The following is a 26,391-nucleotide window of genomic DNA, read 5'->3' on the forward strand; positions in this document are numbered from 1 at the left end:
TCCAGGTTTCGTCTACGCCTTGATCCTGCTCATCGAAGAATCGTACATCGGTTCGAGATGAATGTTGGCCGGCGTCCGTTCCATCGCGACCACCAGCTCATAGTCCCCTGAGCTGAGAAAATCGTCGCCGACGCCATCGGCGTTGCGGACATAGCCATAGCCGATGTTCTTAGCCAGCGTGTAGCCATAACCGCCGCTGGTGAGATAGCCGACCGGTTCGCCATTGCGCAAAATCGTCTCGCGCCCGACCAGCACGATATCGGGATCGTCGACCGTGAAGCCGGCAAAGCGTTTCTTCAGGTCGGCGCCGCTGATCTTTTCGAGCGCCCGCCGGCCGACGAAATCGGTGTTCTTCCTCAGCTTCACCGCCCAGCCGAGGCCGGCCTCCTGAGGCGTGTCGTTGGGGGTGATGTCGGAGCCCCAGGCGCGGTAGCCTTTCTCCAGCCGAAGTGATTCCAGCGCCCGGTAGCCGATCGGCCGGATGCCGTGCGGCTTGCCTGCCGCCATCAGCGTGTCGAAAATCTCGCCGGTGGCGGCGATCGGCACATGCAATTCCCAACCAAGCTCGCCGACATAGGTGACGCGCAGCGCCCGAACCGTATGGCCGGCAGTCGTGATCTCGCGGATATGGCCGAACGGGAAGGCGGCGTTCGAGACATCGGCATCGGTCACGGCAGCCAGAACGTCGCGGGCCCGCGGTCCCATCAGCGACAGCGTGCCGAAATCCTCAGTGACATCTTTCAGCGTCACGTCGAGACCCTTGCCGACATGGTCGCCGATCCAGGAGAGATCATGCGTGCGGAAGCCGGTGCCGGTAACAATGTAGAATTTGTCTTCGGCGAGCCTGGCCACCGTCAAATCGGCCTCGATGCCGCCGCGCGTGTTGAGAAGCTGCGTGTAGGTCAGCCGTCCCACCGGCTTGGCGACATCGTTGGCGCAGATCCAGTCCAGCGCCTTAGCCGCATCCGAACCCGTCATTTCGTATTTGGCGAAGGACGACTGGTCGAAGATGCCGACTTTCTCGCGCACATGGCGATGCTCCTCGCCGACCGGGCCAAACCAGTTCTGCCGGCCCATGGAATAAATGTCTTCGGATGTGGCGCCCTGCGGCGCGAACCAGTTCGGCCGTTCCCAGCCGAGCTTGGAGCCGAACACCGCGCGGTGCGCTTTCAGCCGCTCGTGGAGCGGCGAGACGATGCGCGGCCGGCCCGAGACGTACTCCTCATGCGGAAAGCCGATCGTGTAATGCTTGCCATAGGCTTCCAGCGTGCGATCGCTGACCCATTGCCGGTCGCGGTGCAAATTGGAAAAGCGCCTGATGTCGACCACCCAAAGGTCGAGCGGCGCTTCACCATCGACAACCCATTGCGCCAGCACCCAGCCGGCGCCGCCGCCGGAAGCGATGCCGAAGGCGTTGAAGCCGGCGCCGACGAACATGTTGGCGCATTCGGGCGCGACACCGAGGATGAAATTGCCGTCCGGCGTAAAACTCTCCGGCCCGTTGATCATCTGCTTGACGCCGACCGTCTCCAGCGCCGGCACGCGCGCGATCGCCTGGCTCATATGCTGTTCGAAATGATCGTAGTCGTCGTCGAACAGGCGGAACTCCCAGTCATCGGGGACATCGCCGCCGGGCAGGCCGGTCGCCCAGGCCTGCGGGTTCGGCTCATAGCCGCCCATCACCAGCCCGCCGACCTCTTCCTTGAAATAGGTGCGGCGGTCGGGATCGCGGATTGTCGGCGCGTCGGTCGCCAGCCCGTCGATCTTCTCGGTGACGATGTACTGGTGCTTGACCGGTTGCAGCGGCACGCAAATGCCGGCCATCGCGCCGACCTGGCGTGCCCATTGCCCGGCGCAGTTCACCACCTTGTCGCAAGCAATGTCGCCCTTGTTGGTCTTCACCGCGGTGATGTGCCCGTCCGTCATGTCAAAGCCGGTAACGCGGACGTCCTCGAACAGCTTGGCGCCATGCATGCGCGCGCCCTTGGCCAGCGACTGCGTGATGTCGGAGGGGCTGGCCTGCCCATCGGTCGGCAGCCAGGAGGCGCCGACGAGGTCGCCAGTCTCCAGCAGCGGCCACATCTTTTTGACCTCCCCCGGCGACAGCAACTGCATGTCCATGCCGAAGCTCCTGGCCGTCGTCGCCAGCCGTTTATATTCGGTCCAGCGGTCGGCATTGGTCGCAAGCCTGAGGCACCCGGTCATCTTCCAGCCGGTAGCGAGTCCGGTTTCGGCTTCCAGTCCCTTGTAGAGCTCGACCGAATATTTGAGCACGCGGGTGATCGAGGCCGACGAGCGCAACTGGCCGACCAGCCCGGCCGCATGCCAGGTCGAACCCGAGGTCAGCTTGCCCTGTTCCAGCAGCACGACATCGGCCTTGTGGTCGCGCGCCAGGTGATAGGCCGTCGAACAGCCGATAATGCCGCCGCCGATGACGACGATGCCGGCATGCGTGGGCAAGCTCATGACTGTGTCCCGTATTTCGTGCGGTAATTGTCCAGCGCCGCGTCGAGCCGCGTCAGGTTCTCCGCGGTGTAGGCGACGTAGTCGATGCCGGGCGCGTCGAGGTAAAGTTCGGAAACCATGCTCCACATCGCCTCGCGCAGCAGCGAGGCGCATTGCATGGCCGCGTGCGAGCGGCGGATCGCCTCATCCGGCTCGCGCATGAAATACGCCGTGAGGAAAGAGAAGGACTCCGCGTCGCTCATCTCGGCGTTGGAGGCAACGCCGGCAAGATCGAACATCGCGGTGTTGAAACCGGCATATTCGAAATCGATGAGCCACAACCTGTCGCCATCGTCGAGGATATTTGCCGGCAGAAGATCGTTGTGGCCGAATACGATCGGCAGCAGCTTCTGCGCCCGCTCCAACTCGTCGGCCAGAGCCAGCAGCCTGGGCAGCTCGTCGCGCTTGCGGCTGCCGCCTTCGCTCAGCGTTCGCGCATAGTCGCGGATGACATGGAAGACCCAGAACATGAAGCCGGCGCCGGAGATGTGATTGGGCATCTCGCGATGGAACCCGCGCATAAGCGCTGCGACGCGGCCGATATTGGCGCGCACATCCTCGGCGACATAGGTCTTCGCGCCGAGGAATTCCGTGACCATGATGCCGGGTTCGGAATGGTGGACCGCCGGCGCGAAGCCTGCGGCGTGCGCCGCGCGGGCCGTCATCACCTCGCGGTCGCGAAAGACATGGTGGAACGGATAGTCCTGGCCGAAGCGCACGACATGCCGCCCGGCCGCGTCCTTGACCAGATAGTTGGCGTTGCTGAGGCCGCCCGGCAGCGGCGCAATGTCGATGCTGCCATTCCAGCAAGGCAAGGCCCGGATGCGGTCTTCAGCAGTCACGGGGCCATCCCTGACTTTTGCGGAGCTTTCTTGGGCGCCATGCGCCGCGCAACGAGCGTTGGGAAACGCAAAAAATCTCGTCGGTGCGGGACGCAGGAACTCCTATCCCGCGCCGCACCGACGAGCCCCTCTGGCCAGGTTTTGATACCCGGTCTCCGCCCCCGCGGATTTGAGAAACTTTTGTGCCAGTTCAAACCCAGACGGTCTGGCCAAACGGTCCGGTCCGTGAATTGCGGCTCTGCCATCACCCTCCCGTGGCAGTTCCGAAGCTGTCACGCCGTCAATGTCACGCCAGTGCTGCCTAGCTGTCAATGAAATGTTGTGACTTTTTTTGGGTGTTTTGCCCGAAACCACGAGCAATTCCTTTAAAAACGGCGGCATTGCCCTAAAACCGGGCAGGCCGCAAATTGAGGAAGCCAGATGATCCATTCGAAACGGCATGGCGAAATCCTCCGCCTCCTCAAGGAAGAGGGCACCGTCACCATTGCCAGCCTCGCCGACCGGCTGGGGGTTTCGCTTGAAACGGTGCGCCGGGATGTCAAGCCACTGACCGGCAATGGCTCGGTGCTCAAGATGCATGGCGCCATCGGCCTGCCGTCGATGGCCGGCGAAGCGCCCTTCGAGCGGCGCATGCGCGACAATGCGGAGGCCAAGCGGCTGATCGCCCGCATGGTCGCTGCCACCATTCGCGACGGTGAATCGGTCATGCTGGACACCGGCACCACGACCTCGTTCCTGGCCCGCGAACTGCTCGGCCACCGGCGGCTGACCGTGGTCACCAATTCATCCGACATCGCCCGCACGCTGGCCACCGTCAACGGCAACAAGGTCTATATGGCCGGCGGCGAATTGCGCAGCGATTCCGGAGCCGCCTTCGGCGCCTCGGCGATCGATTTCGTCAGCCGCTTCTCGGTCAGCCATGCGGTGATTTCGATCGGCGCCGTCGATGCCGCCGCAGGCCTTGCCGACTACGATCTGGAAGAGGCGGAGTTCGCCCGCATGGTGCTGTCGCGCGGCCAGCGCTCGCTGGTCATCACCGACCACACCAAGTTCGGTCGCCAGGGTCTGGTCCAGGTCTGCGGCTTCGACGGTTTTTCCGAACTCGCCACCGACCAGCCGCCGCCGCGCGACATTGCCTCGGCACTTGCCGAGGCTGGAGCGCGCCTCAGCATCGCTGCGGCCTAGCCAAACACCAGCGACTGGCGCGCCGCGATCCCGGCCCATGCCGCTACCCGATACCACGAAGGCGATGTTGTGCATCATGCGTCCGCGTCGCCGGCCGCATAAGATGTCGTTCTGGTGAAAAATTGTTTTTTAATCATCCGGCTCTTCGCAATGTCCATGCAACTTGGCAGCCGCAAACAGCGCCTCGTCGAAATGCGGGCCGGGCGAATTGCCCGCATCAGCAATGAGGTCACCATGCTGCAAACGATGCCTTGTCTTTCCTCATGGCCTGGACGCTTGCGCGCTCCGACCTGGAAGCGGACCCGGCTTGGCCGGACATTCCGCAACTTTCCGCCGGCGACGGTGTATGACGGTGTATAAGGTGTCCAGGATCAAGAACCTCAAAACCTATGACTGGCGCTTCGCATGACTGATCCACTGTCGGCGATCCTGGGCTTCGGCCTGCTCGGCGTCGCCTGCCTCGCCTTCACAGAAAAGATCCTGCCGCTGCCGCCCTCGCATGTGCTGCTGCTGTTCCTCGGCATGACGGCAGCCTCCGATCTCCTGGCGCTGGCGATTCTGCTCCTGGTGACGACGCTGTCCGCCATCACAGGCTGCCTTGTCTGGTATAGTGTGGGCCGTAGGATTGGATTGGATCGTGCCGACAGGCTGGTCGAGCGTTTCGGCAAATATGTCTGCTTGCGCTATGCGACCTACAGCAAGCTTGGTCAGGCCTATCGCCGCCATCATGTCCGGGTCTCCTTGCTGGCGCAGTTCATCCCGACGGTTCGCAACTATCTGCCGATCGCGGCCGGCGCGCTCCGTCTGCCACTCTTGCCCTTCGCGGCGGCGACGCTGCTCGGCGCCACGCTATGGAACACCGGCTTCCTCGTCACCGGCTACCTTATGCGCGGCAGCGGCCGGGATTCCTATGCCATCGGCTTTCGCATCATCGTCATCGTTTTGGCGCTGGAGACGGCTTTTATGCTCGCGCTTCGCTACGGTCCTGCCTGCCGGCGGCGCCTCGGCTTCGGCTGACAGGAGGCGCCTCAAGCCCTACGGGTAAAAGGCCCGCCTTCGGCTTTCCTTCTCCGTCGCGCCGGTGTTTAGTCCGGCCATGGCTTTCACCATCCGTCAGCTGCAGTTCTTCATTGCCGTCGCCGAGCAAGGCACGGTGTCGGGCGCCGCACAAAACCTCTCCATCTCGCAATCCTCGGTCACCGAGGCGATCAAGGAGCTGGAGAGCGATCTCGGCGTCGAATTGTTCGAGCGCCACCCACGTGGCCTCAACATTACTCACAAAGGCCACCAGTTCCTGCGCCATGCGACCAAGATCCTGGCCGACGTCTCCGATGCGCGCCGCGCTTTCTCCGACGACCAGGTGGTGGCCGGCGGGCGCCTGCAGCTCGGCGTCACCTCGCTGGTCGCGGGCTATGTGCTGTCCGATCTGCTGGCGCGCTACCGCCGCGCCTATCCCGGCGTCGATGTCTCGGCCATCGAGGACAATGGCGACTATCTCGAACATCTGCTGATCGGCGGCAAGCTCGACATTGCCGTCATGGTCACCTCCAATTTGCGCGACCGCACCGCGCTGCAGTCGGAAATCCTCGAGGTCTCGGCCTACCGGCTGTGGGTCCCGCTCGGCCACAAGCTGGCCAGCGCCGACATTATCGGCATAGGCGACATTGCCGGCGAGCCGCTGATCATGCTGACCGTCGACGAGATCGAGGAGAACACCGGCAAGCTTCTGGCGGCGATCGGCGCCAGGCCGCATGTCGCCTTTCGCACCCGCTCGGTCGAAGCCGTTCGCAGCCTCGTCGCCACAGGTGCGGGCGTGGCGTTGCTGCCCGACCTAGTCTACCGGCCGTGGTCGCTGGAAGGCGACCGCATCGAATCGCGCGACATTTCGGGTTCCCTGCCGGTCGTCCAGGTCGGCATGGTCTGGCGCCGCGGCTCCGGTCTGCCGCAGGCGTCGCGCGACTTCATCGGCCTTGCCCAGTCGCAGCGTATGGTACGCCAGCAGCGTTGATAGGGTGCGTGGTTATCTATCGGAAAAACCGATATCGCGTTTCTGATAAATGAATTTGCGAAACCGGAATTTTCCGAGCACTTTTCATGTCAGGGACGAAAGCCGCCATCAGAGCGGCAACGTGCCATCGGATGAACTGACGCTTTTCAGCCTGCGGCTGACCGCGGCGGCGACTCGCTTCGCAGTCAGGCGCCAAAATGGGAGATTGACGATGAATTCATTCCTGAAGACGTGCACCGCCTTGACGGTCGCGCTGACCTTTTCCGGTCAGGCCGTCGCCCAGGTCAAGGAACTTGGCAAGGGCGAAGGGGAGGTCAGCATCGTTGCCTGGCCGGGGTACATCGAGCGCGGCGAAACCGACAAGGGCTATGACTGGGTGACCTCCTTCGAGAAGGAGAGCGGCTGCAAGGTCAACGTCAAGACCGCGAACACCTCCGACGAGATGGTCTCGCTGATGAATGAGGGTGGGTTCGATCTAGTCACCGCTTCGGGTGACGCATCGCTGCGCCTCGTTGCCGGCAAGCGCGTGCAGCCGATCAACACCGATCTCATCCCGAGCTGGAAGGCGGTAGACGACCGTCTGAAGGATGCGCCCTGGTTCACCGTCGACAAGGTGCATTACGGCGTTCCCTATCAGTGGGGCCCGAACATCCTGATGTACAACACCGATGTCTTCAAGGAAGCGCCCAAGAGCTGGAACGTCGTCTTCGAGGAAATGAACCTGCCGGACGGCAAGTCCAACAAGGGCCGCGTCCAGGCCTATGACGGGCCGATCCACATCGCCGACGCCGCCAACTATTTGATGTTCCACAAGCCGGAACTCGGCATCAAGGACCCGTACGAACTGAACGAAGACCAGTACAAGGCAGCGCTCGAGCTGCTGCGTGTTCAGCGGACGCTGGTCGGCCGCTACTGGCATGACGCCGCCATCCAGGTCGACGACTTCCAGAACGAAGGCGTCGTCGCTTCCGGTTCGTGGCCTTACCAGGTCAACACGCTGGTTGCCGCCAAGAAGCCGGTCGCCTCGACCGTGCCGGAAGAAGGCGTCACCGGCTGGGCCGACACCACCATGATGGAGGCCGACGCCGCGCATCCCAACTGCGCCTATATGTGGCTTGAGCATTCGCTGTCGCCCAAGGTCCAGGGCGACGTCTCGGCCTGGTTCGGCTCGCTCCCGGTCGTGCCCGCTGCCTGCAAGGGCAACGAGCTGCTCGGCGAGGAAGGCTGCAAGACCAACGGCTACGAGAACTTCGACAAGATCAAGTTCTGGAAGACGCCGGTCTCGAAGTGCGCCACCCAGAACGACCAGTGCGTGCCTTACTACCGCTGGGTGTCCGACTATATCGGCGTCATCGGCGGGCGGTGAGCTCCCTTAACCCTCCCCCCTTGTGGGGAGGGTCGAGCGCAGCGTCGGGGTGGGGGCAGCGCTGACGTCCGGTGCTAGTCACCCCCACCCGCGGCTTCGCCGCGACCTCCCCCATCGAGGGGGAGGTGAAGTGCCGTGCCCGCTGGCCTGATTGGTGGCGGCAAGAGCTATTTCGACGAACCACAAACCGGCAACAGACGGACAGCCCATGACATCGGCCGTTTCCTTCCAGAAAGTCTCTCGCCATTTCGGCAGCGTGCGCGCCGTCGATGCGGTCGATCTCGACATCGTGCCCGGCGAGTTCTTCGCCATGCTCGGTCCGTCGGGGTCAGGCAAGACGACCTGCCTGCGCCTCATCGCCGGCTTCGAGCAGCCGACATCGGGCTCGATCTCGATCTTCGGCGAACGCGCCGAGGGCGTGCCGCCCTATCGCCGCAACGTCAACACCGTGTTCCAGGACTACGCGCTGTTTCCGCATTTGAACGTGCTCGACAATGTCGGCTACGGGCTGATGGTCAAGGGCATCGCCAAGCCGCAACGACAGAAGGCGGCGGAAGAAGCGCTGTCGCTGGTGCGCCTGCCGGGCTATGGCGCCCGCCGTCCCGGCCAGCTCTCCGGCGGCCAACGCCAGCGCGTCGCGCTGGCCCGTGCGCTGGTCAACCAGCCCAAGGTGCTTTTGCTCGACGAGCCGCTCGGCGCGCTCGACCTCAAGCTGCGCGAGAACATGCAGGAAGAGCTGAAGTCGCTGCAGAAGGCGCTCGGCATCACCTTCGTCTTCGTCACCCATGATCAGGGCGAAGCGCTGTCGATGGCCGACCGCGTTGCCGTCTTCAATGACGGCAAGATCATGCAGATCGGCACGCCGGAAGACATCTACCAGCGGCCGAAGACCCGCTTCGTCGCCGATTTCGTCGGCTCCTCCAACGTACTGCCGCCGGACTTCGTCCAGCGCTATTCCGGCCAGCACCGCTGGGGCAGCCTGCGTCCCGAATCCATCCGCATCGGCCGCGCCGCCAAAGGCGAGGGCGTCGCCGCGCGCCTGGTCGGAACCAACTATCTCGGCGCTACGACCAAGCTGGCGCTCGACGCCGACGGGTTGAGGCTGCACGCCATCGTGCCGGCCGGGACAAAGCTGCCGGCGGAAGGCGAAGCGGTGGTGCTGATGTTCAACCGCGAGCATTTGCATTTGATGGACGAGCCGGCATGATTGAGGTTTGCGCCAAGCACCCCCCTCTGTCCTGCCGGACATCTCCCCCTCAAGCGGGGAGATTGGCTGTTCTTCCCGGTTTCGCCAATCTTCAACGTTGGGGATTTGGCGAGGCAGCGAAACTGCTGATCTCCCCCCTTGAGGGGGAGATGTCCGGCAGGACAGAGGGGGGTGTGAAGGAACGCGGCTTCTCAGGGTTCCTTCAGCACGCGGTCGCCCCATGACCATCGCCGCGCTCAACTCAACCTCCGCCCCCGCCATCCTGCCCGGCAGCGGTGGCATGCGCGGCGCACTGTCGGACCTTTTCTGGCGCAAGCCGCAACTGCTGCTGTTCCTCATGCTGCTGCCGCCGGTTCTATGGCTCGGCGTTGTCTATATCGGCTCGTTGTTCGCACTTCTGGCGCAGAGCTTTTTTTCGATCGACGAGTTCTCCGGCCTCATCAACCACGAATTCACGCTGAAGACCTATGGCGACCTGTTCCAGCCCGCCAATCTCGACATCATACTGCGCACGGTGACGATGGCGGTTCTGGTCACGCTGGCCTCCGCCGTCATCGCCTTCCCCATTGCCTATTACGCGGCGCGCTATGCCCGCGGCCGGTGGAAGGCGCTGTTTTATCTCGGAATCATGCTGCCGCTATGGTCGAGTTACCTCGTCAAGATCTACGCCTGGAAGCTGATCCTCGCCAAGGAAGGCATTTTGACCTGGCTGCTCGCCAAATTGCATCTGCTCTGGGTGCTCGATGGCTGGCTGTCGCTGCCGGTCGTCGGCGGCAACTCTTTGTCGGTCTCCGCCACCGGCACCTTCATCGCTTTCGTCTATGTCTGGCTGCCGTTCATGATCCTGCCGGTGCAGGCGGCATTGGAGCGCGTGCCCGGCAATCTGGTCGAGGCGTCCTCCGATCTCGGCGCATCGCCGGGCCAGACCTTCCGCAACGTGCTGTTCCCGCTGGCGCTGCCCGGCATCGTCGCCGGCTCGATCTTCACCTTCTCGCTGACGCTGGGCGACTACATCATCCCACAGATCATCGGCACATCGCGGCTGTTCATCGGGCAGGCCGTCTATTCGCAGCAAGGCACAGCCGGCAACATCCCGCTCGCCGCAGCCTTCACCGTCGTGCCCATCGTCATCATGGGTTTCTATCTCTGGGGCGCCAAGCGCATGGGGGCCTTCGATGCGCTCTGACGGTTCGCAATCCGCTCCGCTCGGCCTCAAGATCGCTGCCGCCTGCGGCCTGCTGTTCCTGCATCTGCCGATCTTGTTGATCTTCGTCTACGCCTTCACCACGGAAGAGAAGAGCTTCGTCTGGCCGCCGCCGGGGCTGACCACACAATGGTTCGCCGTCACCTGGAACCGGCCGGATGTCTGGCAGGCGCTGTCGCTTTCGGTCCGTGTCGCCGCCATCTCGACCGCGATTGCCTTGATGCTGGGCACGCTGTGCGCCGCCGCCGTGTCACGGACGAAATTCTTCGGCCGCGAGACGATCTCGCTGCTCGTCATCCTGCCGATCGCGCTGCCCGGCATCATCACCGGCATCGCGTTGCGCTCGGCCTTCTCGCTAGCCGACATCCCGTTCTCGTTCTGGACGATCGTGCTCGGCCACGCCACCTTCTGCGTTGTCGTCGTCTACAACAATGCGGTCGCCCGTTTCCGCCGCACTTCCGGCTCAATGATCGAGGCCTCGATGGATCTCGGCGCCGACGGCTTCCAGACCTTCCGGCACGTCGTGCTGCCCAACATCGCCACCGCTCTGCTTGCCGGGGGGATGCTCGCCTTCGCGCTCTCCTTCGACGAGGTCATCGTCACCACCTTCACCGCCGGCCAGCAGCAGACCGTGCCGATCTGGATGCTGGAAGAGCTGATCCGCCCACGCCAGCGTCCGGTCACCAATGTCGTCGCCATGGTCGTGGTGCTGGTGACGCTGCTGCCCATCCTTGCCGCCTATTACCTGACCCGCGACGGCGACCAGATCGCCGGTTCGGGCAAATGAAGAACAGCGAATAGGGAGTAGCGAATAGCGAATAGGGGAGATTGCACGACCAGCCCTATTCGCTACTCGCTATTCGCTACTCGCTCCTGACCGAGGAGAACCTGCATGGACACCCAGATGCTGATCGGCTCGAAATTCGAGAACGGCACCGAGACCGAGGAGCCGATTCTGAATCCAAAGACCGGGGCGACCATTCTCAACCTGCCTGAAGCAAACCAGGCGCAGATCGAGGCGGCTGTTACTGCCGCCGGGCGAGCATTCGTCTTGTGGTCACGCACAACGCCGGCGCAGCGCTCCGGCTATCTTCTCAAGATCGCCGACCGCATCGAGGCCAACGCGCGGGAGTTCGCGGCGCTCGAGGCGCTGAATTGCGGCAAGCCGATCAACGCCGTGCTCAATGACGAGATCCCGGCGATCGTCGACTGCTATCGTTTCTTTGCCGGCGCTGTGCGTTCGATGCCGGGCGTGGTCGCCGGCGAATACATTCCCGGCCACACCTCGATGGTGCGGCGCGATCCGATCGGCATTGTCGCTTCCATCGCGCCGTGGAACTATCCACTGATGATGATGGCCTGGAAGCTGGCGCCGGCCATTGCCGGCGGCAACACCGTCGTCTTCAAGCCGTCGGAGCAGACGCCGCTGACGGCGTTGAAGCTGGCCAGGATCCTGGCCGAGGTGCTGCCCGAGGGCGTCGTCAATGTCGTGCTCGGCCGCGGCGACAGCGTCGGCAACACGCTGATTAATCACGCCAAGGTCAACATGATTTCGATCACCGGCGACGTCGCGACGGGCAAGAAGGTGCTGCAGGCCGCCGCCAAGTCGGTCAAGCGCACGCATCTGGAACTCGGCGGCAAGGCGCCGGTCATCGTTTTCGACGACGCCGACCTCGGCGCCGTGGTCAACGGCCTGCGCGGTTTCGGCTACTACAATGCCGGGCAGGATTGTACAGCCGCTTGCCGCATCTATGCCGGCAAGAAGATCTACGACAAGCTCGTCGCCGATCTCTCATCTGCCGTCTCGACCATCAAATACAACCAGCCCGACGACACCGAAAATGAGATCGGGCCGCTGATCTCGCGCCGCCAGCGCGATCGCGTCTCGAGCTTCGTCGAGCGCGCTTCGGAACTGAAGCACATCGAGATCACCACCGGCGGCAAGCCGGGCGAAGGCTCCGGCTTCTATTACCAGCCGACGGTGGTTGCCGGCGCGCTGCAGGAAGACGAGATCGTGCGCCGCGAAGTGTTCGGTCCGGTCGTCTCCATCACCCGCTTCTCCGAAGTCGATGAAGCCGTGAACTGGGCCAATGACAGCGACTACGGCCTGGCATCCTCGGTGTGGACCAAGAACGTCTCGCGCGCCATGGCGACGGCCGCCCGTCTGCAATATGGCTGCACCTGGATCAACACCCATTTCATGCTGACCAACGAGATGCCGCATGGCGGGCTGAAGCAGTCTGGCTACGGCAAGGACATGTCTCTCTATGCGCTGGAGGATTATACCGCTGTTCGTCATGTGATGGTGGCGCATGGGTAGAGGCCGCCAATATCTCTAAAATATTCGCCAACCCGTTTTCTGTACATTAAGCGAGAGTTAGTTTTGCGGTACGGCGGGAGTTCACGATTTACTGAATATTCAACCTGAACGAGCAGCCTCTTGCCGGGAAACCGCGCGGCGAGGGGTTTGCGCATGAACACGACCAAGATCAAGCTGGTACTCATTGGCGGCTTCTGTCTGCTGATCGCTGTGTTCGGCGGCAAGGACATGATCAAGAAGAGCGGCTGGCCCGAGGCGCCTGCTGAAATCCTCGCGGTCAATGTCGAATGCGACATGGAATCGACCGCCCACAAGATTGTCTACAAGACCGTCAGCACCGCCACGATCCCGTGCGAACTGGTGGATGCGTTCAAGACGGTTCATGCTGACAAAGAGTGGAAGGTGACCCAGAAATTCACCGGCACCTTGCGCGTCGGCACCGGCGCCGACGCCGTCGAGGCCACGATGGAGCTGAACAAGAACGGTGCCCGCGAACCGCAGGTCGGCGACAAGCTCACCGTCGTCCAGAACCCCGCCAACCCCACCCAGATCGAACGCACCGGCATGACCGGCACGCGTTTGACGATCGTCATTGGGGCTGGACTGCTCGGCGCGTTGCTTCTCTATCTTGCTTTCAAACCCCGCCGGCGGATGTCGACCTCCGCCGTGGCGGGCAACCCTGCCGGAGATGCCGGCGCGGACCAGCGCGCGCGCCAGGCCGACGCCTTGATAGCGGCGGCCCTGGCCAAGCAGGCCACATTGCCCAATCAGCCGGCACGTGTCGCGGCTGCCGGATTGGCCAGGGAAGGGCGGTTTTCCGGGCAGCGGACGAGTTTCGGCCGCCGCAACTGATGGCCGAAAACTGCTGCACCTGCCACCGCTACTCCACGATGCGGTAGATGTTCCAAAGGCTGGTGCCTGAAACGACGTAGGGCTCCATCTCCTTGCCCCATTTGGCGTGCGCGTCGATCTTGCCGATCCTGGCGAAGAATCCCTCCAGCTGGGCAAGGCTTTCGACCTGATGATGCGATTCGACCGTCGCTTCCCGAGCTCCGACCGAACCGGTCATGATCTGGAACTCGAGATCGGCAATGCCGACCTGAGAGCCGATCNATGATCTGGAACTCGAGATCGGCAATGCGACCTGAGAGCCGATCTCGCGTTCCCATTTCTTCAACAAGTCGAGCACGGTCTGCTTGTGCCCGAACTTGGCGTCGATCTGCCATCTGGCGCTGAACATTTTTGTCTCCTCCAGTTTTGCGGCCCAAACCGCGGTTGATCTTTCCGCGGTGGAACTACTCGTCCCAGGCCTGCACGACGGTCTGTCGTGCAATCCGCCCATTCTTCAGCTCCAGCATCGCCGCGCAGAACACTTTCGTTCCGTCCGGATAGGCGCAGGCCTGGGTGAAGGCGAGATTGTCGCCATCGGCGATGGTGGTGTCGACCTTGTGGGTCATTGCCCGGCTGCAGATGTCGTCCCAGAACGTGCTGATCGCCGCCCGGCCGCGGATCTCGCGCGGCTTGCTCGGCGGATTGTTGCGGTCGATCACCCGCACCAGCGCGTCGTCGGCGTAAAAACTCGCCAGCATCCTGCCGTCCCGTCCTTCGATCGCTTTCTTGATCGCCGCGCCGTCCACGTTTTGCGCCTTGGTCAGCATTTTTTCCTCCATGGCCCGTCGATCGGGCGGTTGATGATCACAAGCACTGCCCGGCGCACCGCCGGGCATTTTCTTTCACTGCGACTTGGCTTTGACGGCTGCGAACACGCCGTCGGTCTGCTGTTTGAAGGTCGCGAAATCGACCTGGCTGCCGTTGAGCATCGTCGACCAGTGGCGCACGATGGCCGCCATCGCGATCGCCTCCTTGATCTCCTCGTCGGTCGCGTCATTGAGCTTGGCGGCCTCGGTATGGAAATAGATGCAGTACTGGCAGGGGATCTGCGAGGCGACGGCCAGCCCCAGCAGTTCCTTGGTCTTGCCGTCGAGCGCGGTCTTGGGGTTGAGCTGCACGCCCTTGATCTCGGCCCAGGCGCCGGCAACCGCGACATCCGGCAGCGTCTTGAACATGTCCGGCACCGAGCCGAGCGTCGCCTCGATGTCCTTGTAGGCGGCGGCCGCCGAGGCATCCTCGGCCTTGGCGGGAGCGATCGTGAACAGCGCGCCAACGCCTGCCGCTATCACCAGCGATTTGATCGACCTGTTTGACTTCAGCATTGCATCCTCCATCCGCAGTGCCTTTCCCGGCGACATCCGCCTGGCCTGCATGGAGAGAATTGGTACACCTCGACCCCACCTGGCCGCTTCGCCCGAAAGCGCCATGGTCCCTATGGCCCGTCCGGGCCAGCCTGCCTGGCGGAAAATGCCGCTGCCGCCGCCCGTGACGGCAAATCGAGCTTCAGCAATATGTTGGCGACATGACGCTTGACCGTATGCTCGCTGAGCCTCAGCTCGGCGGCGATCGCGGCATTGCTCTTGCCGTCGGCGATCAGGATCACCACCTCGCTTTCGCGCGCCGTCAGTTGAGCCGGCTCGGCGGGTTTCGCCTTGGGGCGGCAGGCCGGCTCCAGGTGCTGTTCCGACGTCGCCTGGACCAGCGCCAGCGGCTCGTCCAGCTCATCCACCGTGACACGCCCGGCATCGATGAAACGCAAGCCGGACCCCGCCGCCAGATCGGCGGCCAGCCGCGACGCCAGAATATCGCCGCGCCCGGCATGGGCGGCGATCTGCATCGTCACCCGTGCCATCAGCCCCACCGGCGGCCCGCGCATTTCGACCTCACCGACATGGGCGCCCTGGGCGCTTGCAATGCCCATATGTTGCGCCGCATCGCGCAGTGCCGCCGCGCAGCGTATGGCCCGCGCCGGCCCGTCGAAGCGCGAGATCATCAATTCGCCATGGATGCCGGCGACGCGTCCGCCATGACGGCCGACCAGCTGCCGCCAGCTCTCCTGGAAGCGCTCGCTACGTTCGCTCCACATGCGGTCGCCAACCCGCGCCGTGTCGTAGATGCGTGTCGCCAGAAGAGCGGCAAGCACGCGCTCCGCTTCGGCCACGGCACGCTCGCCAGTCAGGAATTCCTCGATCAGGTCGGCCACCCGGTCGACATCGCCGGTCCAGATCGGGTGGTCGCGCCCGGGGACCTCGACCAATCGCGCATTCGAGATGTTTTTCGCCAGGAAGCGGCTGGCGTCGGGGTCGACGCGCGCGTCGTCGCGGCGATGGATGAGCAGCGTCGGTGCGCTGATCGCCGAAAGCACGCCGCGCACGTCGATGCCGGCATTCATCCGGGCAAGTGCGGCCGCTGCCGTCGGACTGGCCGACAGCCGTTCGAAGCGTGCCCACCACTGGGTGAAATGCGCATCATCTACCCGGCCGGGAGCGAAGTTGGGCAGTGTGGCGCCCGTGCCCCATTCCGTGCCGGCCGTCGCGATGAAGGCCTCGAGGCGCTCCGGCGACATCACCCATTTGTGGAAATGCGCATAACCGCCATAGAGCGCCAGCGCTCGTGTCCGTTCCGGATAGGTGGCGGCAAACAACATTGCCATCGGCGCGCCTTCCGAAGCGCCGAGCAAGGCCGCGCGGCCGCTGCCGGTGGCATCCATCACCGCGCGCACATCGTCCATGCGGGTTTCGAGGCTGGGCAGGTGGCGTGGGTCGACGCGGTCGGAGAGGCCGGTGCCGCGCTTGTCGAACAGGATCAGCCGCGAGAACGCCGAGAGCCGTTTCAAGAGCCTGGCGTAGCCCTCGTCTTCCCAATGCAGGTCGAGATTGGAGATGAAGCCGGGCACGAAAACCAGGTCGAACGATCCCTGGCCGACCACCTGATAGGCGATCCGCACGTCGCCGCTGAGGGCATATCGCGTCTCGATCGGCCTCACGTTGCTATCCCGCCCGGCCAGACGATTTCTGATCGCCGACCATAGCAGACGCCCGGCGGATGCGGCAGCCAAACTTTAGAAGACAGGAATATAGCCCGCGGCGAGCCGTGTTCGCCCGCCATTTCTGGGGGAGGCTATTTCTGGGGAGCGGCGCTCTCTGCACCCGTGGGTTGGACGTAGCCGATGCTCACATCGGCCTGCTCCTCGGTCTTCGGCCGCTTGATTCTGGCCGAGGCCACGACGACGAGTTCGTCAAAACCTTCGCCGCCGCTGTCCAGCATCTCGAAGAACTGCCGGCGCATCCTGGGCTCCCAGAACTTGTTGATGTGCTCGGCCACGCCCGCCACACCTTCCTCGCGGGGCCTTGAATGGAAGAAGGCGGCGATCTGGTTGGCCATGCGCACCAGCTTTTCCCCGGTGCTCGTGATGTGTTCTTCGTCATGTGACATGCTGGGCAACTCCCAAGACCACCCGTTCCGGGTGGGTGAAAACATCGAAATCGTCGCCGCGCACCAGCGCCACCAGCGTCATGCCGGCCTCTTCGGCGGTGCGGATGGCAAGGGCTGTCGGCGCCGACACGGCGATGATGAAGGCGGAGCCGATCGCCGCCGTTTTCTGCACCATCTCCACTGAGACGCGTGATGTCACCACCACCGCGCCCGATGCACCGTCAATGCCGGCCTTGGCCAGCGCGCCGGCCAGTTTGTCCAGCGCATTGTGCCGGCCGACATCCTCGCGCGCCATGACGATGCCTTTGCCGGGAATGTAGAAGCCCGCTGCGTGCACGGCGCCGGTTTCTGAATGCAGAGGCTGCACCTTGGACAAAAGCTTTACCGAACGGGTGATATCGTCGGCTTCAAGCGTAAGCTTGGACGCACCAACCTTGTCGACCGAGCGCATCGCTTCCTCGATCGATTCGATGCCGCACAGCCCGCAGCCAACCGGCCCGGCCAAGCGCCGGCGCCGCGTCTCGAAGCGCGTATTGGCCTGGTCCTTCAGCCGGATCTGGATATCGATGCCGGCGCCATGGTCCCCGACCTCGATCGCATCGATTTCGTCAGGCAAGGCTATGATGCCTTCGGTCAGAGAGAAGCCGAGCGCGAAATCCTCGAAATCGGCCGGGCTCGCCATCATCACCGCATGGGTGGTGCCGGCAAAGGAGAACGCCACCGGCGTCTCCTCCGGCACCATGCGGTTGGCCGATGTCGTGCCGCTGGCGCGGTGGGCAAGGCGAGAGATTTGGGTGGTGGCTTGGCGTTTGCGGGTCACGAGGCGCGCCCCTCTGCCCTGTTCGTCCTTAGCAGTAGCTGTGGAGGCTCGCGCCTTTCCTCTCCCCCGTCGACCGGGGGAGAGGTGTCAAGCGAAGCTTGACGGAGTGGGGGTCGACTGCTCGCCAGATAGGCCGGTTTGCCTGCTCTTTGGGTTGTGCGCGACTTTCGACGGCTGCGTGTTGCGGGGCCGGCTTCCCCCACTCCGTCGCCGCTTCGCGGCGCCACCTCTCCCCCCTCCGGAGGGAGAAGAAAGGCGCCAGGCGGCATAAGCTCGCGTCCTTCCTGACGGAGTAGGGGTCGACCAACCGTCAAGATTGAAGCTCTTATTGTCGAACGCCGTGGCAAGACTACTCCGCCGCTTCCAGCTTTGCGATGCGGCGGCTCTGCTCGGCCTGCTCGTTATAATCGCGCTGCCAGTCCGAAGGCCCGTTGGAGGCGCCGACCTGCACCGCGGTCACCTTGTACTCCGGGCAGTTGGTCGCCCAGTCCGAGAAGTCGGTGGTGATGACGTTGGCCTGCGTGTCGGGATGGTGGAACGTTGTGTAGACCACACCTGGCGACACCCGGTCGGTGATCAGCGCACGCAGCGTCGTCTCACCCGAACGGCTGGTCAGCCGCACCCAGTCGCCATCGCGCAGGCCGCGGTTCTCGGCATCGTGCGGATGGATCTCCAGCCGGTCCTCCGAGTGCCACATGACGTTTTCGGTGCGCCTTGTCTGTGCACCGACATTGTACTGGCTGAGGATGCGACCGGTGGTCAGCAGCAACGGGAAACGCGGCCCGGTCCGCTCGTCGGTCGCCACATATTCTGTGCGGATGAACTTGCCCTTGCCGCGCACGAAGCCGTCGATATGCATGATCGGCGTGCCGAGCGGCGCCTTCTCGTTGCAGGGCCATTGCACCGATCCGACACGGTCGAGCAGATCGAAAGAGACGCCGGCGAAGCTTGGCGTCGTTTTGGCGATCTCGTCCATGATTTCGGAGGGATGCTGGTAGTTCCAATCCAGCCCGATCGCGCGGGCAAGCTCCTGTGTCGCTTCCCAGTCGGCATAGCGCGCCTTCGGCTCCAGCACCTTGCGCACCATGTTGATGCGGCGCTCGGCATTGGTGAAGGTGCCGTCCTTTTCCAGGAAGGTCGAGCCCGGCAGGAAGACATGCGCGTAGTTAGCTGTCTCGTTGAGGAACAGGTCGTGCACGACGACGCATTCCATCGCCGCCAGGCCGGCCGCGACATGCTTGGTATCAGGGTCGGATTGCAGGATGTCCTCGCCCTGGATGTAGATGCCCTTGAAGGATCCGTCGACGGCGGCATCCAGCATGTTGGGGATGCGCAGGCCCGGTTCGTCGTCGAGCTTCACCCCCCACAACGTCTCATAGATGTCGCGCACCGCCTCGCCGGAGATGTGGCGGTAGCCCGGCAGTTCATGCGGGAACGAGCCCATGTCGCAGGAACCCTGCACGTTGTTCTGGCCGCGCAGCGGGTTCACGCCGACGCCGGGACGGCCGATATTGCCCGTCGCCATGGCAAGGTTGGCGATCGCCATCACCGTGGTCGAACCCTGGCTGTGTTCGGTGACGCCGAGGCCATAATAAATCGCGCCATTGCCGCCCTTGGCATAGAGCCGCGCAGCACCTCGGACCAGTTCGGGATCGACGCCGGACAGCTTGCCGACGATTTCGGGGCTGTTTTCCGGCAAGGCGACGAAAGAAGCCCAATCCTGGAACTCCGCCCAGTCGCAGCGTTCGCGGATGAAGGCTTCGTCGAAAAGACCTTCGGTGACGATGACATGCGCCAGCGCCGTCAGCACCGCCACGTTGGTGCCGGGCTTCAGCGGCAGGTGATAGTCGGCCTCGATATGCGCCGACTTGACCATTTCGGTGCGGCGCGGATCGAGCACGATCAGCTTGGCGCCCTGGCGCAGCCGCTTTTTCAGCCGCGAGGCGAACACCGGGTGCGCGGAAGCCGGATTGGCGCCGATGATGACGGCGACATCGGTGAAATCGACGGAATCGAAATCCTGCGTGCCGGCCGAGGTGCCATAGGTCTGGCCGAGGCCGTAGCCGGTCGGCGAGTGGCAGACGCGCGCGCAAGTGTCGACATTGTTGTTGCGGAAGCCTTGGCGCACCAGCTTCTGGACGAGATAGGTCTCTTCATTCGTGCAGCGCGAGGACGTGATACCGCCGATCGAGGTGCGGCCGTATTGATACTGGATACGGCGGAATTCCTTGGCCGTATGGGCGATGGCCTCTTCCCAGCTCACCTCGCGCCAGGGATCGCTGACCTTTTCCCGGATCATAGGCGACAGGATGCGGTCCTTGTGGGTGGCATAGCCATAGGCGAAACGGCCCTTCACGCAGGAGTGGCCGTGGTTCGCCTTGCCGTCCTTGTAGGGCATCATGCGAATGACTTCGTCGTCCTTCACTTCTGCCTTGAACGAGCAGCCGACGCCGCAATAGGCGCAGGTGGTGACAGCGGAACGCTCGGGCATGCCTTTCTCAAGCACGGTCTTTTCACGCAGCGCATCGGTCGGACAGGCCTGCACGCAGGCGCCGCAGGATACGCATTCGGAGGCGATAAAATCCTCGTGCATGCCGGCGACCATGCGCGATTCGAAACCGCGGCCCTCGATCGTCAGCGCGAAGGTGCCTTGCACCTCTTCGCAGGCCCGCACGCAGCGCGAGCACACGATACATTGCGCCGGATCATAGGTGAAATAGGGGTTGGACTCATCGCGGGCGATGTAGTCGACCGCCAGCGAGCCATGGCCGGGCGCGACGCCGTTTTCCTGCTTGACGTGGTTGCGGCCCTCGATGCCGAAGCGGTTCTCGGTCAGGCCGACAGACTTCGCCACAACGTCGAACTCGCTGGCCCCGGTACCGGCCTTCTCGTTCCAGCCGGTCGGGTGGTCGGAGACGTAAAGCTCCATGACACCGCGGCGGATGGCGTCGAGCCGCTCGGATTGCGTGCGCACCACCATGCCTTCGCCGACGGGCGTCGTGCAGGATGCCGGCGTGCCGCCGCGCCCGTCGATCTCGACCAGGCAGACGCGGCAGGAGCCGAACGAGTCCAGCATGTCCGTGGCACAGAGTTTTGGGATCTCGACCCCGCCTTCCATCGCCGCGCGCATGATCGACGTACCCTCCGGCACGCTGATGCTGCGGCCGTCGACGATCAGCGTAACCTGCTTTTGCGCCTTCGATTCCGGGGTTCCGTAATCGAGTTCTTCGATGAGTGTCGGGAAGTCGGCCTTGATATTCATCTGCCAGCACCTATTCAGCAGCCACGCGCGCCGGCGCGGGCTTGAAATCTTCGGGGAAATGGGTGATCGAGCTCATCACCGGATAGGGCGTGAAGCCGCCCAGCGCGCAGAGCGATCCGAACTTCATCGTGTTGCAGAGATCGGTGACCAGAGCCAGGTTCTTCTCCGGCTCGATGCCGGCGGCAATCCGGTCGATGGTCTCCACCCCGCGTATCGAGCCGATGCGGCAGGGCGTGCACTTGCCGCAGCTTTCGATGGCGCAGAACTCCATGGCAAAGCGCGCCTGCTTCAGCATGTTGGCCGTGTCGTCGAACACGGTGATGCCGGCATGGCCGATCAGCCCGTCGCGCTTCGCGAACTCTTCGTAGTCGAACGGCGTGTCGAACAGGCCGCGCGGGAAATAGGCGCCGAGCGGGCCGCCGACCTGCACCGCCTTCACCGGGCGACCAGTGGCCGTACCGCCGCCGATATCGTCGACGATTTCGCCCAGCGTCATGCCGAAGGCCGCCTCGAACAGGCCGCCGAATTTGACGTTGCCGGCGATCTGTATCGGGATCGTGCCGCGCGAGCGGCCCATGCCGAAATCCTTGTAGAAGGCCGCACCCTTGTCCATGATGATGGGCACGGAGGCTAGGCTGATGACGTTGTTGATCACCGTCGGCTTGCCGAACAGACCCTGGATTGCCGGCAGCGGTGGCTTGGCTCGGACCACGCCGCGCTTGCCTTCAAGGCTGTTCAGCAGCGACGTTTCCTCGCCGCAGACATAGGCGCCGGCGCCGACGCGGATTTCCATGTCGAAGGGGTTGGGCGAACCCAGCACGCTGACGCCGAGCACGCCTGCCTTGCGGGCGACCTCGACAGCCTTGTTCATGACATCCACCGCATGCGGATATTCCGAGCGGATATAGACGAACCCCTTGGTCGCGCCGGTGGCGATGCCGGCAATCGTCATGCCTTCGATGAGCACGAAGGGGTCGCCCTCCATGATCATGCGGTCGGCAAAGGTGGCGCTGTCGCCCTCGTCGGCATTGCAGACGATGTATTTGCGGTCAGATGTCGTATCGAGCACCGTCTTCCACTTGATGCCGGTCGGGAAGCCGGCGCCGCCGCGGCCGCGCAAGCCCGATTCCGTGACCTGTTTGACGATGTCGAGCGGCGCCATGGCCACCGCGTTCTGCAGGCCCCTCAGCCCGCCCAGTGACTTGTAGGCGTCGAGCGATAGCGGGTCGTTGATGCCGCAACGCGCGAACGTCAGGCGCGTCTGTTTGGCCAGGAACGGGATCTTGTCGGGCGCGCCCAGCCAGCGCTTGTGATGCCCGCCGGTGAGAAAGCCGCTGTCGAACAGGCTCTTGACGTCCGATGGCTTGACCGGCCCGTAAGCGACGCGGCCCTTTTCGGTCGCGACCTCGACCATCGGTTCGAGGAAATAGGCGCCGCGCGAGCCGTTGCGGACGATCTTGGCCTCGACGCCCCGTTCAGCCAGTTCCGCACGAACAGCCTTGGCGACCTTTTCGGCGCCGAGCGCCAGCGCGCCGGAGTCACCTGGAATGTAGATGCGCGGGATCATGAGCGTACCTCCCCGACGATCTCTTCGATCTTCTCGTCATCGAGCCGCCCGATCACCTCACCATCCAGCATCGCCGACGGTGAACAGGCGCACAGCCCGAGGCAATAGACAGGCTCAAGTGTAACCAATCCGTCGCGGGTGGTCTCATGGAAATCGATGCCCAACAACTGCTTGACCTTTGCGGCGATCGCATCCGAACCCATCGACTGGCAGGCTTCCGCCTGGCAGAGCTTGAGCACATGCCGGCCAGCCGGCCGGGCACGGAAATCATGATAGAAGGTCACGACGCCATGCACTTCGGCCCTCGACAGGTTCAGCCCATCGGCGATGACGGGCACGGCGTCCTGCGGCACGTGGCCAAATTCTTCCTGGATCTCGTGCAGGATCGGCAGCAGGGGGCCTTCGAGGCCCTTCAACTCCTGGATGATCGCCGCCGTGCGCGACTGTATCTCGGTACTTGCAGGCTGCATCGTCACGCAGCGCCCCTCCCTATCGTAGCGATCGATGCATATAATCGTCCAAAAGCATGAAGCGGTTTTGGAACAACGACATGCCTACGCCGCTTAATCGCTAAGTGCTTAAGAAATCAGAGAAAACCTATGAAATCAATAAAGCGGTTTCGTTGCACGATAGAAAATTTCTATCGCGCCGATTGACCAGTTATGACTAGCTCAGCGATTGGCGCGGAAATCGTCTGCCAGCGCCATCGCCTCGTCCAGCAGCGCCTGCACCAGCGGCGTGTGCGGTTCGCGCGGCGCGGCGACCAGCCCGACCGTGTGGCTGGCATCCGGTTCGACGATCGGAATGGCCCGGATCGGCTCGGAAAAACCGAATGTTTCCGCCAGGTTGAGCGGCATGATCGACGACCATTTGCCTGTCCGTATGTGGGAGAACAGCACGATCATCGAGTTGGATTCCAGTGTCGGCCGCACCTGCACGCCGGCCTCGGCCAGATGCTGGTCGATGATGCGGCGGTTCTGCATGTCCGGCGTCAACAAGCAGAGCGGCAGCTGGCTGATTTCGGCCCATGTCACTTTGTCGCGATCCGAATAGGGATTTCCGACCGCCGTGATCAGCTGGTAGCGCTCGTCATAGAGCGGCACGCTGGTCACCCGTCCGAGAGGCTCGTTGTCGAGATAGGTGATGCCGGCATCGGCGTCGAAATTGCCGAGCAGCGACAACACCTCGATCGAGGTGCGCGACAGGATAGAGAAGGTGACGCCCGGATGCTTCTCGCGAAATGGCGTCGTAAGCCGCGCCACCATGGCGAGGGCGGTCGGGATGGCGGCAATACGGATACGCCCGGACAGGCCATGTCGCGCCGCCCGCATCTCTTCGCGCATGGTCCTGGAATCGCCGACGATGCGACGCGCCCACACCAGCACCTGCTTGCCTTCCGGCGTCAGCCCCTGAAAGCGCGAACCGCGATTGACCAGCATGACGCCGAGCTGGCCCTCCAGCTGCTTGATCCCGGCCGACAAGGTCGGCTGCGTGACGCCGCATGCTTCCGCCGCCCGGCCGAAATGCTCCTCCTTGGCCAGCGCGATGAAGAATTCGAGCTTGTCGATCATACCATCCGTCCGTTCGTTTCGCGCAAGGTCGGGGAAATTGCCTTTCGCCGCAAGCTCTACCCGCAATTGGCCATGCATCCACATCTTTGGGCCGGCTGGCTGTTTCCCCCGGCCGAACACGGCGCTATGTGGTTGGATGGAATACGAGGAGATCGGACATGCTGGGCTGGTTCCGCAAGCTTTTGCCGCGCGAAGATCGCTTCTTCGACCTCTTTGAACGGCATTCCCGCACCGTGGTCGGCGGCGCCGAGGCGCTGGAGCAGCTCCTGCAGGGCAAGGACATCGATCGTTGGTGCCAGAAGATCATCGATCTCGAGGACGAGGCCGATCATATCACGGCCGAAGTGCTGCTGGCGGTGCGGCGTTCCTTCATCACGCCCTTCGATCGCGGCGACATCAAGGACCTGATCCAGTCGATGGATGACGCCATCGACATGATGCACAAGACCGTCAAGACGGTGAAGCTGTTCGAAAAGAAGGAATTCGACCCGCTGATGCAGGAGATGGGCGGCGTCATCGTTGCCGCCTCCAGGCTGGTTGCCGAAGCAATCCCGCTGCTCAGCAAGGTCGGCACGCACACGGTACGCCTCAACGCCATCGCCGAAGAGGTGATGCGCGTCGAAAGCCGCGCCGACGATCTGCATGAGCAGGGATTGAAGGACCTGTTCAAGCGGCATGGCCGCAGCGATCCGATGGCCTACCTGATCGGCTCGGAGATCTACGGCCAGCTGGAGAAGGTGGTCGACCGCTTTGAGGACGTCGCCAACGAGATCAGCGGCATCGTCATCGAGAACGTTTAGGCAATGGAAGCCACCATCGCCTTTCCCGTGCTGATCGGCCTTGTCGCCGTCGCGCTGTTTTTCGATTTTCTCAACGGCCTGCACGATGCAGCGAACTCCATCGCCACCATCGTCTCCACCCGCGTGCTGAGACCGCAATATGCGGTCCTGTGGGCGGCTTTCTTCAATTTCATCGCCTTCATGTTCTTCGGCCTTCACGTGGCTGAAACCGTGGGAAAAGGTATCGTCGACGTCAGCATCGTCACGCCGGCGGTGATCTTCTCGGCGCTCGTCGGCGCCATCGTCTGGAACATCGTCACCTGGATTGCCGGCATCCCGTCCAGCAGTTCGCATGCCCTGATCGGCGGGCTTGTCGGCGCCGGCGTTGCAAAGGCTGGGCCCGGCGCCATCGTCTGGACCGGGCTTGGCAAGACGGTCGCCGCAATCGTCGTGTCGCCGGCGACAGGGTTTGTTCTGGCGCTGGTCCTCATCCTGGCCGTTTCCTGGCTGTTCGTGCGCCAGACACCGTTCGCCGTCGACAGCACTTTCCGCGTCATGCAGTTCTTTTCGGCCTCGCTTTATTCGCTAGGGCACGGCGGCAACGACGCCCAGAAAACCATGGGCATCATCGCCGTGCTGCTCTATTCGCAAGGTATGCTCGGCGGGACGTTCTACGTGCCGCTGTGGGTCGTCCTCACCTGTCAGACAGCACTGGCGCTCGGCACTTTGTTCGGCGGCTGGCGCATCGTCCACACGATGGGCTCGAAGATCACCCGGTTGAACCCGATGCAGGGCTTCTGCGCCGAGACCGGCGGCGCCATCACCCTGTTTGCCGCCACCTGGCTCGGCGTTCCCGTGTCGACCACCCATACCATCACCGGGGCCATCATCGGTGTCGGCGCCGCCCGCCGCGTCTCGGCCGTGCGCTGGGGCATTGCCGGCAACATCGTCATCGCCTGGATCGTCACCTTGCCGGCCACGGCTGCAATTTCGGCGCTCACCTACCTAGCGGTTGGCCTGGCAGGGTGAGGCGGACACCGGTGGTGCTTGGAGTCGCTGCCAATCTGCACTATCTGAGCCGCAGCCAAACGCCTAGGGAACAATGCATGTCCGTCACCAAGGAAATCGTCACCGAGCGTCTGAAGACGGTCAACGGGCCGGACTTCACCGGCAACATCGTCGACCTCGGCATGGTTTCGGAGATTTTCATCGCCGATTCGAAAGTGTTTTTCTCGATCACCGTTCCCGCCGCCCGCGCACAGGAGATGGAGCCGCTGCGCGCCGCAGCCGAGCGTGTCGTCAAGGCGATCCCTGGTGTCGCCGGCGCCGTCGTCGCGCTGACGGCGGAGAAGAAGGGCGGCGGCATGGAGGCTCCGGTTGCGTCGCGTCCCGCGCCCAGGCCCGCACCGCCGGCTGCGCCAGCCGCGCC

The 26,391-nt window shown here is 63.5% G+C and carries 24 protein-coding genes; 12 read left to right on the forward strand and 12 right to left on the reverse strand.

The genetic code is table 11. The features are described from left to right. Positions 1–12: 12 nt before the first annotated feature. Complete coding sequence (locus tag X733_RS143285; protein WP_023819538.1) at positions 13–2,466, reverse strand: FAD-dependent oxidoreductase; 2,454 nt, start codon at positions 2,464–2,466, stop codon at positions 13–15. Beyond that, positions 2,463–3,347 (reverse strand): phosphotransferase family protein, encoded by an 885-nt coding sequence (locus tag X733_RS143280; protein WP_023819539.1) that lies wholly within the window; start codon positions 3,345–3,347, stop codon positions 2,463–2,465. The genes X733_RS143285 and X733_RS143280 overlap by 4 nt, the downstream gene beginning before the upstream one ends. Before the next feature lie 420 nt (positions 3,348–3,767). Here X733_RS143280 and X733_RS143275 point away from each other — a divergent pair, with 420 nt between their 5' ends. The 9 genes from X733_RS143275 to X733_RS143230 all read left to right on the forward strand — a co-directional run bounded on the left by X733_RS143275 (position 3,768) and on the right by X733_RS143230 (position 13,489). Further along, on the forward strand, positions 3,768–4,532 hold the full coding sequence (locus tag X733_RS143275; protein ID WP_023685103.1) for a DeoR/GlpR family DNA-binding transcription regulator: 765 nt from the start codon (positions 3,768–3,770) through the stop codon (positions 4,530–4,532). Between the two features lie 405 nt (positions 4,533–4,937). Continuing rightward, complete coding sequence (locus X733_RS143270) at positions 4,938–5,549, forward strand: DedA family protein (RefSeq protein ID WP_023685101.1); 612 nt, start codon at positions 4,938–4,940, stop codon at positions 5,547–5,549. 79 nt (positions 5,550–5,628) lie between these two features. Beyond that, the gene (locus X733_RS143265; protein WP_023673412.1) at positions 5,629–6,540 is read left to right on the forward strand and encodes a LysR substrate-binding domain-containing protein; all 912 of its coding nucleotides are present in this window, start codon (positions 5,629–5,631) and stop codon (positions 6,538–6,540) included. A gap of 211 nt (positions 6,541–6,751) precedes the next feature. Then, positions 6,752–7,906 carry an ABC transporter substrate-binding protein gene (locus X733_RS143260; protein ID WP_023692632.1) on the forward strand — a complete coding sequence of 385 codons (1,155 nt, stop codon included), beginning with the start codon at positions 6,752–6,754 and terminating at the stop codon, positions 7,904–7,906. Between the two features lie 208 nt (positions 7,907–8,114). Continuing rightward, positions 8,115–9,113: an ABC transporter ATP-binding protein gene (locus tag X733_RS143255; RefSeq protein WP_023685100.1), complete on the forward strand. Its 999-nt coding sequence runs from the start codon at positions 8,115–8,117 to the stop codon at positions 9,111–9,113. 220 nt (positions 9,114–9,333) lie between these two features. Then, positions 9,334–10,299 (forward strand): ABC transporter permease, encoded by a 966-nt coding sequence (locus X733_RS143245; RefSeq protein ID WP_023685099.1) that lies wholly within the window; start codon positions 9,334–9,336, stop codon positions 10,297–10,299. Further along, on the forward strand, positions 10,289–11,104 hold the full coding sequence (locus X733_RS143240) for an ABC transporter permease (protein WP_023819541.1): 816 nt from the start codon (positions 10,289–10,291) through the stop codon (positions 11,102–11,104). Before X733_RS143245 ends, X733_RS143240 begins: the two co-directional genes overlap by 11 nt. Positions 11,105–11,209: 105 nt before the next feature. Continuing rightward, a complete protein-coding gene (locus tag X733_RS143235; RefSeq protein ID WP_023819542.1) occupies positions 11,210–12,637 on the forward strand; it encodes a gamma-aminobutyraldehyde dehydrogenase in 1,428 nt (475 codons plus the stop codon). Between the two features lie 228 nt (positions 12,638–12,865). Continuing rightward, complete coding sequence (locus X733_RS143230) at positions 12,866–13,489, forward strand: hypothetical protein (protein WP_245274484.1); 624 nt, start codon at positions 12,866–12,868, stop codon at positions 13,487–13,489. 28 nt (positions 13,490–13,517) lie between these two features. Here the strand turns inward: X733_RS143230 and X733_RS143225 are convergent, their stop codons facing one another. The 10 genes from X733_RS143225 to X733_RS143180 all read right to left on the reverse strand — a co-directional run bounded on the left by X733_RS143225 (position 13,518) and on the right by X733_RS143180 (position 24,183). Beyond that, on the reverse strand, positions 13,518–13,877 hold the full coding sequence (locus X733_RS143225) for a hypothetical protein (protein WP_023819544.1): 360 nt from the start codon (positions 13,875–13,877) through the stop codon (positions 13,518–13,520). A gap of 55 nt (positions 13,878–13,932) precedes the next feature. Beyond that, the gene (locus tag X733_RS143220; RefSeq protein ID WP_245274485.1) at positions 13,933–14,364 is read right to left on the reverse strand and encodes a nuclear transport factor 2 family protein; all 432 of its coding nucleotides are present in this window, start codon (positions 14,362–14,364) and stop codon (positions 13,933–13,935) included. Positions 14,365–14,370: 6 nt separating this feature from the next. After that, positions 14,371–14,850 carry a carboxymuconolactone decarboxylase family protein gene (locus tag X733_RS143215; protein ID WP_023715594.1) on the reverse strand — a complete coding sequence of 160 codons (480 nt, stop codon included), beginning with the start codon at positions 14,848–14,850 and terminating at the stop codon, positions 14,371–14,373. Between the two features lie 110 nt (positions 14,851–14,960). Next, complete coding sequence (locus X733_RS143210; RefSeq protein ID WP_023715595.1) at positions 14,961–16,514, reverse strand: alpha/beta fold hydrolase; 1,554 nt, start codon at positions 16,512–16,514, stop codon at positions 14,961–14,963. Positions 16,515–16,648: 134 nt separating this feature from the next. Then, the gene (locus X733_RS143205) at positions 16,649–16,963 is read right to left on the reverse strand and encodes a formate dehydrogenase subunit delta (RefSeq protein WP_023688796.1); all 315 of its coding nucleotides are present in this window, start codon (positions 16,961–16,963) and stop codon (positions 16,649–16,651) included. Then, on the reverse strand, positions 16,953–17,783 hold the full coding sequence (fdhD, locus tag X733_RS143200) for a formate dehydrogenase accessory sulfurtransferase FdhD (protein WP_023715596.1): 831 nt from the start codon (positions 17,781–17,783) through the stop codon (positions 16,953–16,955). The genes X733_RS143205 and fdhD overlap by 11 nt, the downstream gene beginning before the upstream one ends. Positions 17,784–18,132: 349 nt before the next feature. Beyond that, positions 18,133–21,045 carry a formate dehydrogenase subunit alpha gene (gene fdhF, locus X733_RS143195; protein ID WP_023819545.1) on the reverse strand — a complete coding sequence of 971 codons (2,913 nt, stop codon included), beginning with the start codon at positions 21,043–21,045 and terminating at the stop codon, positions 18,133–18,135. Between the two features lie 10 nt (positions 21,046–21,055). Beyond that, positions 21,056–22,612, reverse strand: a complete 1,557-nt coding sequence (locus tag X733_RS143190; protein ID WP_023753003.1) for an NADH-quinone oxidoreductase subunit NuoF — start codon at positions 22,610–22,612, stop codon at positions 21,056–21,058. After that, positions 22,609–23,088 carry a formate dehydrogenase subunit gamma gene (locus X733_RS143185; RefSeq protein WP_023753004.1) on the reverse strand — a complete coding sequence of 160 codons (480 nt, stop codon included), beginning with the start codon at positions 23,086–23,088 and terminating at the stop codon, positions 22,609–22,611. The genes X733_RS143190 and X733_RS143185 overlap by 4 nt, the downstream gene beginning before the upstream one ends. A 195-nt stretch (positions 23,089–23,283) precedes the next feature. Beyond that, positions 23,284–24,183 carry a LysR family transcriptional regulator gene (locus tag X733_RS143180; protein WP_023673428.1) on the reverse strand — a complete coding sequence of 300 codons (900 nt, stop codon included), beginning with the start codon at positions 24,181–24,183 and terminating at the stop codon, positions 23,284–23,286. Between the two features lie 158 nt (positions 24,184–24,341). Here X733_RS143180 and X733_RS143175 point away from each other — a divergent pair, with 158 nt between their 5' ends. The 3 genes from X733_RS143175 to X733_RS0135350 form a co-directional block, all read left to right on the forward strand. Then, positions 24,342–24,983: a DUF47 domain-containing protein gene (locus X733_RS143175; RefSeq protein WP_023673429.1), complete on the forward strand. Its 642-nt coding sequence runs from the start codon at positions 24,342–24,344 to the stop codon at positions 24,981–24,983. Between the two features lie 3 nt (positions 24,984–24,986). Next, positions 24,987–25,991 (forward strand): inorganic phosphate transporter, encoded by a 1,005-nt coding sequence (locus X733_RS143170; RefSeq protein ID WP_023703518.1) that lies wholly within the window; start codon positions 24,987–24,989, stop codon positions 25,989–25,991. A 77-nt stretch (positions 25,992–26,068) separates the two neighbouring features. After that, positions 26,069–26,391, forward strand: a 323-nt coding sequence (locus tag X733_RS0135350; protein ID WP_031193760.1) for an iron-sulfur cluster assembly protein, incomplete at its 3' end; no start/stop codon positions are given.

The organism is Mesorhizobium sp. L2C066B000 (assembly GCF_000502335.1).
In the GTDB taxonomy this organism is placed as follows: domain Bacteria; phylum Pseudomonadota; class Alphaproteobacteria; order Rhizobiales; family Rhizobiaceae; genus Mesorhizobium.

Bases quoted from the DNA above. Each gene is read 5' to 3' on its own strand.
- X733_RS143190 (WP_023753003.1), bottom strand. From the start codon at position 22,612: ATGATCCCGCGCATCTACATTCCAGGTGACTCCGGCGCGCTGGCGCTC.
- X733_RS143170 (WP_023703518.1), top strand. From the start codon at position 24,987: ATGGAAGCCACCATCGCCTTTCCCGTGCTGATCGGCCTTGTCGCCGTC.
- X733_RS143240 (WP_023819541.1), top strand. From the start codon at position 10,289: ATGCGCTCTGACGGTTCGCAATCCGCTCCGCTCGGCCTCAAGATCGCT.
- X733_RS143215 (WP_023715594.1), bottom strand. From the start codon at position 14,850: ATGCTGAAGTCAAACAGGTCGATCAAATCGCTGGTGATAGCGGCAGGC.
- X733_RS143230 (WP_245274484.1), top strand. From the start codon at position 12,866: ATGATCAAGAAGAGCGGCTGGCCCGAGGCGCCTGCTGAAATCCTCGCG.
- X733_RS143205 (WP_023688796.1), bottom strand. From the start codon at position 16,963: ATGTCACATGACGAAGAACACATCACGAGCACCGGGGAAAAGCTGGTG.
- X733_RS143285 (WP_023819538.1), bottom strand. From the start codon at position 2,466: ATGAGCTTGCCCACGCATGCCGGCATCGTCGTCATCGGCGGCGGCATT.
- X733_RS143235 (WP_023819542.1), top strand. From the start codon at position 11,210: ATGGACACCCAGATGCTGATCGGCTCGAAATTCGAGAACGGCACCGAG.
- X733_RS143255 (WP_023685100.1), top strand. From the start codon at position 8,115: ATGACATCGGCCGTTTCCTTCCAGAAAGTCTCTCGCCATTTCGGCAGC.
- X733_RS143175 (WP_023673429.1), top strand. From the start codon at position 24,342: ATGCTGGGCTGGTTCCGCAAGCTTTTGCCGCGCGAAGATCGCTTCTTC.
- X733_RS143275 (WP_023685103.1), top strand. From the start codon at position 3,768: ATGATCCATTCGAAACGGCATGGCGAAATCCTCCGCCTCCTCAAGGAA.
- X733_RS143245 (WP_023685099.1), top strand. From the start codon at position 9,334: ATGACCATCGCCGCGCTCAACTCAACCTCCGCCCCCGCCATCCTGCCC.
- X733_RS143270 (WP_023685101.1), top strand. From the start codon at position 4,938: ATGACTGATCCACTGTCGGCGATCCTGGGCTTCGGCCTGCTCGGCGTC.
- X733_RS143260 (WP_023692632.1), top strand. From the start codon at position 6,752: ATGAATTCATTCCTGAAGACGTGCACCGCCTTGACGGTCGCGCTGACC.
- fdhF (WP_023819545.1), bottom strand. From the start codon at position 21,045: ATGAATATCAAGGCCGACTTCCCGACACTCATCGAAGAACTCGATTAC.
- X733_RS143265 (WP_023673412.1), top strand. From the start codon at position 5,629: ATGGCTTTCACCATCCGTCAGCTGCAGTTCTTCATTGCCGTCGCCGAG.
- X733_RS143180 (WP_023673428.1), bottom strand. From the start codon at position 24,183: ATGATCGACAAGCTCGAATTCTTCATCGCGCTGGCCAAGGAGGAGCAT.
- X733_RS143220 (WP_245274485.1), bottom strand. From the start codon at position 14,364: ATGCCCGGCGGTGCGCCGGGCAGTGCTTGTGATCATCAACCGCCCGAT.